Raw genomic sequence first — 11858 nt, 5'->3', positions numbered from 1 at the left:
GGAAGAACCTCGTCGACCACTGGTTGCATCGATACGACTGGCGGGCCACCGAAGCCGAGGTCAACGCAATAGGTTCGGGGGTCGGGTCCAGGCGGTTTGGTTGTTGCTGAGTTTGGTTGTGGTGAGGGGGTTTCCGATGAGTTTGTGGTGGGGTGTGCAGGTCAGGGTGAGGTTGTCGATGTTGGTGGTGCCGCCGGTGGCCCATGGGTTGACGTGGTGGACTTCGCATTTGTCGGCCGGGACGTCGCAGTTGGGATGGGTGCAGCCGCGTTCGGCGGCGTAGAGGACCAGGCGTTGGTCGGCGGTGGCGATGCGGCGGCTGCGGGCCAGGTAGAGGGGACGTTGGGTGTGGTCGTCGAAAACGGCCAGGTAGTGGTAGGCGCGGCTGGCCATTCGGATCACGTCGGCCATGGGCAGCACTGTGCCGCTGGCGGTGACGGCGCGGCCGGTGGCGTTGTGGAGTTCGTTCAGCGTGGTGGAGACGACGACGGCTACCGGCAGGCCGTTGTGCTGGCCGAGTTTGGGATCACCGAGTTGACCCTGGACCAGCGCGTTGAGGGCATCGTGTTGGCGCTGGGCGGTGCTGCGGGTGTCGTGCTGGGCCGCCTCGTCGGTGGGGGATCCGTCCAGGCACGGTGACGCGTCGTCGGGGTTGGCCATGCCGGGTGCGGCGAATTGGGCCAGCCAGGCGTCGATGTTGGCGCGCAATTCCGGCGTGGCGGCAGTCCTGGAGTGGCATCGTGGCCACGCACGTCCTGGACATGATCGGCACACCGAAGACATGGGTCGACACCTTCTATCCGACCACGCTCAAGCGCGGCGGCTGGCAGATGTGGGTTGCCGAGGCGCGGGGCAAGTTGCTGGGCATGACACTGTTCGGGCCGGACCTGTCAAACCCCGAGCAGATTCAGATTGACGCGCTTTACATCGCAGATGACAAACAACGTCAGGGCATCGGCGGGCTGCTGCTGAACAAGGCGCTGCGTACCTATCCCGACAACGACATGATTCTGTGGTGCGCCGACAAGAACGAGAAAGCGCGCAACTTCTACGAGAAGAACGACTTCCAACTCGACGGACGCAGCTACGTGTGGAAGCCGCTACCCGGCGTCAACGTGCCGCACGTCGGCTATCGCCTGGTCCGATCGACACCCGAAGCTGCGAGCACCGCCGCGCCGTCGCCACCGGCCGTGGCGTCCCTCATCACGCCACGCGTAGCCAACCGCATACAGCCGTACGTGCTGGACGTGCCGCAGGATCAGCTCGACGACTTGCAGCATCGGCTCAGTACCGCACGTTGGCCGGCCGAAATCGCCGGCGCTGGCTGGGATTACGGCACCGAGCAGGCTTTCCTGAAGAACCTCGTCGACCACTGGTTGCATCGATACGACTGGCGGGCCACCGAAGCCGAGGTCAACGCAATAGGTTCGTTCGTAACCAAAGCCGCTGGGCAGCGAGTGCATTTCCTGCACGCCCAATCAGACGCGACCAACGCCATACCGCTGGTCGTCACGCACGGGTGGCCGGGCTCAATTGTGGAGTTCCTCGACGCGTTGCCGTTGCTGCGCAAACGTTTTCATGTGGTGCTGGTGTCGATGCCCGGCTACGGCTTCTCGGGGCCCACCCGGGAACGCGGAGTCGACGTCGCACGCATCGCCGCGGCGGTCGCCGAGCTGATGGCCCAGCTCGGATACCAACGCTACGTCGCCCAGGGCGGCGACTGGGGCGCTCTGGTAACCCGCCATCTCGGCGAGCACTACCCAGGCAACGTCGCAGCGATCCACACCAACATGTTGTTCGCGCCGCCGGACCAGAACGACCCGGAGCTGTTGGCGAGCATCACCGAATCCGAACTTGCCGCCATCGCCTCCAGCGTCGAAAGGATCAAGGACGGCACCGCATATATGGAGATCCAGTCGACGCGGCCGCACTCGCTGGGTTTCGGTCTGGACGACTCACCGCTGGGCCTGGCGGGCTGGATAGTCGAAAAGTTCCACGCCTGGTGCGACATCCGGGAAGGCATGCCCATTCGCACCGACAGGCTGATCGACAACCTGATGTTCTATTGGCTCACCGGCACCGCCACCTCGGCCGCACGCCTGTACTGCGAATCCAAGCGGGCCGGTACCGCTCCACTCGACGCCTGGACCGGTCGCGTTCACGTCCCAACGGGTTACGCGGTCTATCCCGGCGAACTTCTGCAAACCCCGCGCGCTTGGGCGGCCGCGCGCTACAACCTCGTCCACTACTCGGTGCAAGAACGCGGCGGTCATTTCGCCGCCTTCGAGCAACCCGAACTGTTCGCCGCCGATCTGATCACCTACGCCGACCTGCTCAGCGAACGCGGGGTGGTCTGAACCTAAGCGTCGATCACCAGCCGCTCGCCGTGGGAGCGCGAAACGCAGACCAGCAACTCGTCGTCGCTCTCCGCGGCGCGCCCACGCCGATCGGCTTGTCCGGCAAGTAGTTTGACCTTGCAGGTGCCGCAGAAGCCTTGTCGGCACGAGTGGGGCGTCGTCGGATCGCGGTCGAGCATCACGTCCAGTGCCGAACGATTAGCCGGAACGTCGAGCACCTGTCGAGACCGGGCCAGCTCCAGCTCGAACGGAATCCCGTCGACAATCGGTGCGGGACTGAACCGTTCGTAATGCAGTGGCGCCTTGGCATGTTCGTCGCGCGCCATACGGACCGCTTCGAGCATTCCGGAAGGACCACACACATATACCGCGGTTTCCGGCCCGGCGCTGGCCAACAGGTCGTCAACCGAAGCGAATCCGCCGCGTTCGTCGTCGGCCCACACCGTTACCCGTTCCGGTGCCACCGCAACCACCTCCTCCAACAGTGGCATGTACTCCCGACTACGGCCGGCATAGATTGCCCGCCAATTGATTCCACGCTGTGCCGCCATCTGGATCATCGGCAATATCGGCGTCACCCCGATGCCACCGATAACAAACAATGCCTCCCGTTCAGTGGTTCCGAGATAGAACGCGTTACGGGGACCCTCGAACACCAGGGTGTCACCCACATCGAACGCGCCATGCATCTCGATCGAACCCCCGCCACCATCGGCGATGCGGCGCACCGCGATGCGATAGTCCGTCCGGCGCCCGGGCGGCCCGCACAGCGAATACTGTCGACGCCGGCCCGACGGCAACCGGACATCGATGTGTCCGCCCGGCGTCCAGGACGGCAGCAGTCCGCCGTCGCGATCCGCGAACGTCAACGAAACCACATCCGGTGCAATGAGTTTGCGTTCGGTCACCGTTGCGCTGTGCGTCCGCAGCACTGGTGTCACCCGCGAAGGCTGCCACCGCGAGGCAGCGGCGAGTCCACCCATCATCGTGCGGACACCCCACAGCAGCGTAAAGAAGCGGTCCCGCTTACGCCGGCCATACAGGTCGGCGGGCCGGCTTGTCCAAATGCTTTCCGACACAGTTACATCCCAAGTTCTGCCCGATTGCCGACCGGGCCGGCGATCGCATGACGCGTGGAGATCGAGTCGACCCACTCCCCGGTCAGTCGGGCTACGGCGTCGGGACGCGACGTCACCACCCAGTGCCCGCCGTCGACGGGAAAGACTCTCCCGCGCTGCGATATCGAACTCATGAACCGCTGCAAGGCGGGCGTTATGAAGATGTCCTTGGTCGGCACCAGGATCTGCACTGCGACACCGGTCTGGGGCAATTGACGCCCCGGGGACATCAGGGGTGCGGGCAGGTTCTCCCGGTAAAGGTTCAGACCGTTGACGTAGTCGCCGACCGAGCGGGGTGCGGACTCCGATCGGCTGGCAGCACGCGGGCGTCCGATACGTTCAAGGGCTTCAACGACTTTCACCCCGAGACCAGATCGGAATGCCAGCTCCGGCACAGCCGGGCACAGGAACAGCCAGATGTAGCCCGATGACAACACCTGCCGGAGCACCTGAGCGGCGGCCCGGGGCGTGCGCGCGGACCGCAAAAAACGCGCGGTCTGCGTCAGGTGCGGCCCCGAAATCGAGGTGAAGGAGGCCACCTTGCTTGCCACAGCATCGTCGGTTACCGCCGCCCAACCTTGGACCGAGCCCCAGTCGTGCGCCAGTAGGTGCACCCGACCGACGTCCAAGCTGTCGATCACCGCGCCGACGTCAGCGACCAGTTGACTCAGGCGGTACCCGGATCGGCTTGGCGGACAGGCCGATTCGCCCGCGCCACGCACGTCATACGCGACGACGTTGTAGCGCTGGGCGAGTACCTCGGCGACGCCGTCCCAGACCCTGTGATTGTCCGGATAACCGTGCACGGCCAGAATGGTCGGGCGGGCGGGGTCGATCTCGTTGTACCGATGTACGGCCAGTTCGACGCCGTCTGTCGCGGTGACAATCGTCATTAGTGCGATGCACGGGCGGCGGGCGACACTGCCAGGTATTCCACGGCCCGCTCCAGCCCGCCCAGCTCCGACGGGTGGAATCCGGGCCGGTAGTAGGAACCGACGACACCGATCAACCGTCGCGGACCGGGCACCAGGCCGCGACGGGCCGCCCGGAAGAAATCGCGCCAACGCGCCTTGGTGCCCGGCGGTACGCACGGGTCCACCGAGAACATGAACCGAACGCCGCGAATCCACAACAAGGTCAACACCGGCGTCACCGCCAACTGCGCGCGTACTTGCCGCCAGTACCCGGCCCGCAGATGCTTCATGGTGTCGAACGCGACGGCCTTGTGCTCGACCTCCTCGGCCCCGTGCCACCGCAGCATGTCCAGCATCACCGGATCCGCGCCGATCGCGTCCAACGCGGGCGAATCCAGGATCCACTCGCCCAAGACGGCCGTGTAGTGCTCGATCGCGGAGATGAACGCGACCTGCTCGAGTAACCAATTGTGCTGGCGACGAACGCTGCGGTGCGGCTTTTCACCGAGCAATTTGCCGAACAACCAACGCACCTGGTCGGTGAACGGCGTCAGGTCGACGCCTTGGGCGTCGAAGTGCGCAAGCACCCCGGAATGGGCTTGGGAGTGCATTGCCTCCTGGCCGATGAACCCCTGCACGTCCAGGCGCAGCTGATCGTCCTTGATCAGCGGTAGCGCCTTTTTGAAGACCTCGACGAAAAACTCCTCGCCGGCCGGCAGCAACAGATGCAGCACATTGAGCACGTGGGTGGCCATCGGCTGCCCCGGAACATAGTGAAACGGCAGGTCAGCCCAGTTGAAATCCACGTTGCGGGCCTCAAGGACGAGGCGCTCATGGTCGGTGGAATCCGATTGCCTCGAGTGCGGGCCCACGGCCCGATCTTCGATTGTGCTCATCAAGTACCCCTTGTCCAGCCTTCTGCAAGTGTACTGATGTACCGCGAGTATGCGATACCCGCGGTACTACCTTTCTTCCGCGCGCTGTTTGAGCCGCTGCAGCGTCACCTCGATGTTCTTGGCGTTATGCGACGTGCGGTCCGACACGCCGGTGGCTATGCCGGCGAACCTGCGGAACCAACCGGGCCGCCGGTCCCACGTGCTCTCGGTGACGTGACAGCCGCCGTCGGCCGCGCCCACGATGTCGTATTGCCACCGGGCGATCGGAAGGACCGCGTAACGCACTTCGAACGCGAACGCGCGACCAGGATCCGCGTCGGTGACGGTGCACTTCGTGCTCCACCGCTTCCCGCCATTCTCGTTATGGCCGACGAACACAGCGCCTTGCGCGATCGCGTCGCCCTTGCGCAACTCCATCGCTTGGGCTTCTTCGGCCAAGTCGGCCAACGTGGGCAGGTCGGTGATCAGGTCGTAGACGACGTCGGGACTGGCATCGATGTGCACGGTTGTGCTGGCAGCGGGCTCACTCATCGGCTGATCATAGTCAGTTCTCCGGGTCGCGCAGTCGCCGGACTTTCACCACAATTGAGTCAGACCATTGCGGACGGAGGCGATCATGCGCATCGGTATTCCGACCGAGACCAAGAACAACGAGTTCCGGGTTGCCATCACTCCGGCGGGGGTGGCCGCGCTGGTCCAGCGCGGCCACGAAGTTTTGATTCAGGCCGGCGCCGGGGAGGGCTCGGCGATCACCGACGAGGATTTCAAAGCAGCGGGGGCGCAACTGCTCACCACCGCCGAGCAGGTGTGGGGCGACGCCGAGCTGCTGCTCAAGGTCAAAGAGCCGATCCCCGCCGAGTACGGCAACCTGCGGTCGGGGCAGACGCTGTTCACCTATCTGCATCTGGCCGCCTCGCGTGCCTGCACCGACGCGCTGTTGGCCGCCGGCACCACGGCGATCGCTTACGAGACGGTCCAGACCGTCGACGGCTCGTTGCCGTTGCTTGCCCCGATGAGCGAAGTCGCGGGGCGGCTCGCCGCGCAAGTCGGCGCCTATCACCTGATGCGCACGCACGGCGGGCGCGGCGTGCTGATGGGCGGGGTACCCGGCGTCAAACCCGCCGACATCGTCGTAATCGGCGGTGGCAGTGCGGGTTACAACGCCGCGCGAATAGCCAGCGGCATGGGGGCATCGGTGATGATCCTGGACGTCAACATCAACAAGCTTCGACAACTCGACGCAGAGTTCGCCGGCCGCATCGGTACCCGGTATTCGTCGGCCTACGACCTTGCCGGCGCAGTCAAACGCGCCGACCTGGTGATCGGAGCGGTACTGATACCGGGCGGGAAAGCGCCGAGCCTGATCCCGAATTCGCTTGTCGCAGAGATGAAACCGGGCGCGGTACTGGTGGACATCTCGATCGACCAGGGTGGTTGTTTCGAGGATTCGCGGCCCACCACCCACGACGACCCGACGTATCAGGTGCACGACACGTTGTTCTACTGCGTGGCCAACATGCCCAGCGCGGTGCCCAAGACCTCGACCTACGCCTTGACCAACGCGACAATGCCGTATGTGCTCAAGCTGGCCGACCAAGGCTGGAAAGCGGCCTGTCGGTCGGATCCCGCTCTGGCCAAAGGCCTTTCGACACACGCCGGAACGCTGGTGTCGCAGCAAGTGGCAACCGATCTGGGGTTGCCGTTTGCTCAACCGGCCAGCGTGCTGGCGTGACTGACTACCGGATGTAGGGTGCCAGAGCCGTGACGATGTCGGCCGCCGGCCCGGGGCTGGCGTCACGGTAACCCTCACCCGCCCACAGGTTCGTCCCGTGCGGATCCTCCATCGCGATCGCCGCCGCCCGGATCGGTTTAGTCATCTGATTGACCTCGGGATAGCCAAGCGGCGCAACATGATCGAGCAGACGGGTGAAGTTATTGGCAAGGCCACGCGCATAACGGCCGGAAAACGCCCGGGTGACCACGGTCGAGTCGAACTCAGGGTTCTTCAACGCGACCCGGTACGCGGGGTGGGTACCGGCCTCGTCGGAAAGCAGTAGCGCCGTACCGACCTGGGCGGCCACCGCACCCCTTCGCAACACCGCGGCGATTTGTTCGACGGTGCTAAGCCCGCCCGCAGCGATCAGCGGCACGTCGTGCGCGGCCCCGATCCGCTCCAGCAGCTGATGCAGCGACTCGGAGTTGGGTTCCATATCGGGGGCGAACGTGCCGCGGTGTCCGCCGGCCGCCGGACCCTGTACCACGAGGTTGTCCGCGCCGGCGGCGACGGCCACCCCGGCTTCGTAGGCCGACGTCACGGTGATCGATACCAGCAGCCCCAGCGCGCTCAACCGGCGGACCACATCCGGTGGCGGCGCCCCAAAAGTGAAGGACACCATCTCCGGACGAACGTCGGCCAAGACCTCGAGCTTGCGTTCCCAATCGTCATCGTCGCCGTGCACCGGGTGACCCACGTCGACGCGATAGTGATCGGCGACCTCTTCGAGATCCTCGGCGTAATAATCCAACTGCACCCAGTCGGCGACGCTGGGCTGCGGCACGAACAGGTTGGCCCCGATCGGGCCGGTGGTTGCGGCTCGTGCGGCGGCAATGTCTTCGGCGAACTTGTCTGCGCTGAGGTAGCCGCCCGCGACGAACCCGAGCCCACCCGCGTTGGACACCGCCGCCGCAAGCGCCGGAGTGCCCGGACCACCGGCCATCGGCGCGGCCACGATCGGCGCGGCGATATCCCAGAAACCCAGCACCATCGGGTTAACTTACCATCGCTCGAAGTTGTTGCGGCAGTGATCTTTTGGCCCGGTAAGGACCGAGAACGGCCGCGCCGTAGCGTTTGCTCAGCAGCCGTCGAGCCACCGCGTTGACCTCGTCAAGGGTGACCTGATCGATCTGCCGCAGGGTGTGCTCGATGCTGCGGTGAGCGCCGTAGTTCAACTCGCTGCGACCGATCCGACTCATCCGCGAGCCGGAATCCTCCAGACCCAGTACCAGCCCACCCCGCAGCGACCCCTTGGCGATACGGCATTCGTCCTCGGTGATGCCGTCCCGCGCCACCGTCTCCAAAACCGCGGTCATCACCCGCATCACGTCGGCGAACCGTTCGGGCAGGCAGGCGGCGTAGACGGACAGCGCCCCGCTGTCGGCAAAGATGTCCAGCGCCGAGTACACCGAGTAGGCCAGGCCGCGGGACTCCCGAATCTCTTGGAACAACCGCGAGGACAGTCCGCCACCGAGTGCGGTGTGCAGCACCGACAACGCCCAACGATGCTCCCAGCCGCGGCCCGGCGTGCGCACACCCAGCGACACATGGGTCTGTTCGGCATCGCGATTGCCCAGCACCAGGCCCGGGTTACCGTTCACCCGACCGGCGCCCTTGCGCGGCGTCACGGGACGACGTCCCCGAACCAACCGGGCGGCGAAGTGTTCGCGCACCAACGCGACCACCTCGTCATGGTCGACGTTGCCGGCCACCGCGACGACCATCCGCTCCGGGGTGTAGCGCCGCAGGTGGAACGAGTGCAACTGGGCACGCGTCATCGACGAGACCGATTGCGCGCTGCCGATGATCGGACGCCCGACCGGGTGATCGCCGAACAGCGCCGTCATGAACATGTCCGCCAGTGCGTCCTCGGGGTCGTCGTCGCGCATCGCGATCTCTTCGAGGACGACGTCTCGTTCCAGTTCGACGTCTTCAGCAGCGCACCGGCCGTTGAGCACCACATCGGCGACCAGATCGACCGCCAACGCCAGGTCGGAGTCCAACACGTGCGCGTAGTAGCAGGTGTGCTCCTTGGCCGTAAAGGCGTTGAGTTCGCCACCGACGGCGTCCATCGCCTGCGCGATGTCCACCGCCGTGCGCGTGGGGGTCGACTTGAACAGCAGATGCTCGAGGAAGTGCGCCGCGCCGGCCACCGTGCTGCCTTCGTCGCGCGAACCTACGCCAACCCAGACACCGACCGATGCGGACCGCACCGCGGGCAAATATTCGGTGACGACCCGCAGACCGCCCGGCAGCGTGGTGCGACGAACTGTCGCGCGGTCTGCGTTCGGCTCAGCTGGCGACCTTGTTAGATCAGCTAGCGGCATCGGCTGGCGCTGCCCCCGAACTGGCCCCAGAACCTGCGTCTTCCTCCATCAGAACCAGCGAGATTTTGCCCCGCTTGTCGATGTCGGCGATCTCCACGCGCAGCTTGTCGCCGACGTTGACCACGTCTTCCACCTTGGCGATGCGCTTGCCCTTGCCCAGCTTGGAGATGTGCACCAAGCCGTCCCGTCCGGGCAGCAACGACACGAACGCGCCGAAATCGGTTGTCTTGACCACGGTTCCGAGGAACCGCTCGCCCACCGTCGGCAGCTGCGGGTTGGCGATCGCGTTGATTCGGTCGATCGCGGCCTGCGCGGACGGCCCGTCGGTGGCGCCGACGAACACGGTGCCGTCGTCCTCGATGGAGATCTGCGCGCCGGTCTCCTCGGTGATGGCGTTGATGACCTTGCCTTTGGGACCGATGACCTCGCCGATCTTGTCCACCGGCACCTTGATGGTGGTGACGCGGGGCGCGTACGGGCTCATCTCGTCGGGCCCGTCGATGGCCTCGGCCATCACCTCGAGAATGGTCACGCGGGCATCTTTAGCCTGGGCCAGAGCGCCTGCCAGAACCTTTGAGGGAATCCCGTCGAGCTTGGTGTCGAGTTGCAGCGCGGTGACGAAGTCCTTGGTGCCTGCGCACTTGAAGTCCATGTCGCCGAATGCGTCCTCGGCGCCCAGGATGTCGGTCAGGGTGACAAAACGACGTTCGGTCTCCCCGCCCTCAACTTCAATATCGTCAGACACCAGACCCATGGCAATGCCGGCCACCGGAGCCTTGAGCGGTACACCGGCGTTGAGCAGCGCCAGCGTGGAGGCACACACCGACCCCATCGAGGTGGAGCCGTTGGAGCCCAGCGCTTCGGACACCTGACGGATGGCGTACGGGAATTCGTCGACGGGCGGCAGCACCGGGATCAGGGCCCGCTCGGCCAGCGCGCCGTGCCCGATCTCACGCCGCTTGGGCGAACCCACGCGGCCGGTCTCGCCGGTGGAGAACGGCGGGAAGTTGTAGTGGTGCATGTACCGCTTGGAGGTTTCCGGTCCCAGCGAGTCGATCTGCTGAGCCATCTTGACCATGTCCAACGTGGTCACGCCCAGGATCTGGGTCTCACCACGCTCGAACAGCGCGCTGCCGTGTGCCCGCGGGACCACCGCGACCTCGGCCGACAGCGCGCGGATGTCGGTGATCCCGCGGCCGTCGATGCGGAAGTGGTCGGTGAGGATGCGCTGGCGAACCAGCTTCTTGGTCAGCGAGCGGAACGCGGCACTGACCTCTTTCTCACGGCCCTCGTAGGTGTCGGCCAAGCGCTCGAGCACCTGAGACTTGAGCTCGTCGGTGCGCTGATCGCGCTCGGCTTTGCCGCCGATGGACAGCGCCGCGGTCAGCTCGTCGGTGGCCACCGAGGCCACCGAGTAGTACACGTCTTCCTCGTAGGCGGGGAACGTCGGGAACTCGCCGGTTGGCTTGGCGGCCGCGTCGGCAAGCTCCTGCTGGGCGGTGCACAGCGCGGCGATGAACGGCTTGGCCGCCTCTAGGCCCTCGGCCACCACGGTTTCGGTCGGCGCTTGGGCGCCGCCCTCGACGAGTTCGATGACCTTTTCGGTGGCCTCGGCCTCGACCATCATGATCGCGACATCTTTCTCGTCGCCGTCACCGACGATGCGACCGGCCACCACCATGTCGAACACCGCCCGCTCCAGCTGCTCGACGGTGGGGAACGCCACCCAGGTGCCGTCGATCAGCGCCACCCGCACCCCACCGATGGGGCCAGAGAACGGTAGGCCGCTCAGCTGGGTGGACGCCGACGCGGCGTTGATCGCCACCACGTCGTACAGGTCGTTGGGGTCCAGGCTCAGGATCGTCACCACGACCTGGATCTCGTTGCGCAGGCCGTCGACGAACGACGGACGCAGCGGCCGGTCGATGAGTCGGCAGGTCAGGATCGCGTCGGTGGACGGGCGACCCTCACGCCGGAAGAACGAGCCGGGGATGCGGCCGGCGGCATACATCCGCTCTTCGACGTCGACCGTCAGCGGAAAGAAGTCGAAATGGTCCTTGGGGTTCTTGCTGGCGGTCGTCGCCGACAGCAGCATGTTCTCGTCGTCGAGGTAGGCGACCACCGCGCCGGCGGCCTGCAGGGCCAGCCGTCCCGTCTCGAAACGGACGGTGCGGGTGCCGAAGCTACCGTTGTCGATAGTGGCGGTCGTCTCGAAGACGCCTTCTTCAATTTCAGTCGCAGACAACGTCAGTGCGGCCTCTCTGGTTATTCAGCTGTTTCGCGGGTTCATGTGCACCACGACCAGGCTCATGCTCGCTAGGAGCAAACCAGAAGCAGAAATCTGAATACGGCTACGGCCATCGATCGAAGCTGCCGACCTGCCCCAGATCCAGGGAGCCCGGCAGCCACTACCGAAGACCGCCCGATACAGACTGGGCTGCTCCCGTGACACGCATGGCAACTCGCTGGAAC

The 11858-nt window shown here is 65.4% G+C and carries 10 protein-coding genes and 1 pseudogene; 3 read left to right on the top strand and 8 right to left on the bottom strand.

Features of this window, described 5'->3' with window-relative positions; translation table 11 throughout:
• The first annotated feature begins 23 nt into the window (after positions 1–23).
• Positions 24–110: a hypothetical protein gene (locus A5634_RS30190; RefSeq protein WP_367593470.1), complete on the top strand. Its 87-nt coding sequence runs from the start codon at positions 24–26 to the stop codon at positions 108–110.
• Here the strand turns inward: A5634_RS30190 and A5634_RS24505 are convergent.
• Positions 76–762: pseudogene (locus A5634_RS24505) on the bottom strand (DUF222 domain-containing protein); the annotation flags it as partial. The gene A5634_RS30190 and the pseudogene A5634_RS24505 sit on opposite strands and share 35 nt — an antisense overlap.
• Here A5634_RS24505 and A5634_RS24500 point away from each other — a divergent pair.
• Positions 762–2357, top strand: a complete 1596-nt coding sequence (locus A5634_RS24500; RefSeq protein ID WP_437340009.1) for an alpha/beta fold hydrolase — start codon at positions 762–764, stop codon at positions 2355–2357. The pseudogene A5634_RS24505 and the gene A5634_RS24500 overlap by 1 nt on opposite strands.
• Positions 2358–2359: 2 nt before the next feature.
• Here A5634_RS24500 and A5634_RS24495 read toward each other — a convergent pair whose 3' ends face one another.
• The 4 genes from A5634_RS24495 to A5634_RS24480 form a co-directional block, all read right to left on the bottom strand.
• Entirely contained in the window at positions 2360–3436 is a 1077-nt protein-coding gene (locus A5634_RS24495) for a PDR/VanB family oxidoreductase (RefSeq protein WP_065146622.1), read from the bottom strand.
• Between the two features lie 2 nt (positions 3437–3438).
• Positions 3439–4368 (bottom strand): alpha/beta fold hydrolase, encoded by a 930-nt coding sequence (locus tag A5634_RS24490; RefSeq protein WP_065146621.1) that lies wholly within the window; start codon positions 4366–4368, stop codon positions 3439–3441.
• On the bottom strand, positions 4368–5285 hold the full coding sequence (locus tag A5634_RS24485) for a metal-dependent hydrolase (RefSeq protein WP_065146620.1): 918 nt from the start codon (positions 5283–5285) through the stop codon (positions 4368–4370). The genes A5634_RS24490 and A5634_RS24485 overlap by 1 nt, the downstream gene beginning before the upstream one ends.
• 66 nt (positions 5286–5351) lie before the next feature.
• Complete coding sequence (locus A5634_RS24480; protein ID WP_065146619.1) at positions 5352–5816, bottom strand: SRPBCC family protein; 465 nt, start codon at positions 5814–5816, stop codon at positions 5352–5354.
• Positions 5817–5901: 85 nt separating this feature from the next.
• On the opposite strand from A5634_RS24480, the gene ald reads away from it, so the two are divergent.
• Positions 5902–7017, top strand: a complete 1116-nt coding sequence (gene ald, locus A5634_RS24475) for an alanine dehydrogenase (RefSeq protein ID WP_065146618.1) — start codon at positions 5902–5904, stop codon at positions 7015–7017.
• A gap of 4 nt (positions 7018–7021) precedes the next feature.
• On the opposite strand, the gene A5634_RS24470 is transcribed toward ald, so the two are convergent.
• Genes A5634_RS24470 through A5634_RS24460 form a run of 3 tightly spaced genes read right to left on the bottom strand, consistent with a single transcriptional unit; the run spans position 7022 to position 11631 of the window.
• Positions 7022–8050, bottom strand: a complete 1029-nt coding sequence (locus tag A5634_RS24470) for a nitronate monooxygenase (protein WP_065146617.1) — start codon at positions 8048–8050, stop codon at positions 7022–7024.
• Positions 8051–8054: 4 nt separating this feature from the next.
• Positions 8055–9386 (bottom strand): M16 family metallopeptidase, encoded by a 1332-nt coding sequence (locus A5634_RS24465; protein WP_065146616.1) that lies wholly within the window; start codon positions 9384–9386, stop codon positions 8055–8057.
• Positions 9373–11631 carry a polyribonucleotide nucleotidyltransferase gene (locus A5634_RS24460; RefSeq protein ID WP_065146615.1) on the bottom strand — a complete coding sequence of 753 codons (2259 nt, stop codon included), beginning with the start codon at positions 11629–11631 and terminating at the stop codon, positions 9373–9375. The genes A5634_RS24465 and A5634_RS24460 overlap by 14 nt, the downstream gene beginning before the upstream one ends.
• Positions 11632–11858 lie beyond the last annotated feature (227 nt).

The sequence above is a fragment of the Mycobacterium asiaticum genome (assembly GCF_001673365.1).
Classification (GTDB): domain Bacteria; phylum Actinomycetota; class Actinomycetes; order Mycobacteriales; family Mycobacteriaceae; genus Mycobacterium; species Mycobacterium asiaticum_A.
Note: the sequence above shows the minus strand (reverse complement) of the source record. Positions and strands in the feature narration are given on the sequence as shown.

Excerpts from the sequence above, each read along its gene's own strand:
- A5634_RS24480 (WP_065146619.1), bottom strand. The coding sequence starts at position 5,816 with ATGAGTGAGCCCGCTGCCAGCACAACCGTGCACATCGATGCCAGTCCC.
- ald (WP_065146618.1), top strand. The coding sequence starts at position 5,902 with ATGCGCATCGGTATTCCGACCGAGACCAAGAACAACGAGTTCCGGGTT.
- A5634_RS24470 (WP_065146617.1), bottom strand. The coding sequence starts at position 8,050 with ATGGTGCTGGGTTTCTGGGATATCGCCGCGCCGATCGTGGCCGCGCCG.
- A5634_RS24500 (WP_437340009.1), top strand. The coding sequence starts at position 762 with ATGATCGGCACACCGAAGACATGGGTCGACACCTTCTATCCGACCACG.
- A5634_RS24465 (WP_065146616.1), bottom strand. The coding sequence starts at position 9,386 with ATGCCGCTAGCTGATCTAACAAGGTCGCCAGCTGAGCCGAACGCAGAC.
- A5634_RS24485 (WP_065146620.1), bottom strand. The coding sequence starts at position 5,285 with ATGAGCACAATCGAAGATCGGGCCGTGGGCCCGCACTCGAGGCAATCG.
- A5634_RS24490 (WP_065146621.1), bottom strand. The coding sequence starts at position 4,368 with ATGACGATTGTCACCGCGACAGACGGCGTCGAACTGGCCGTACATCGG.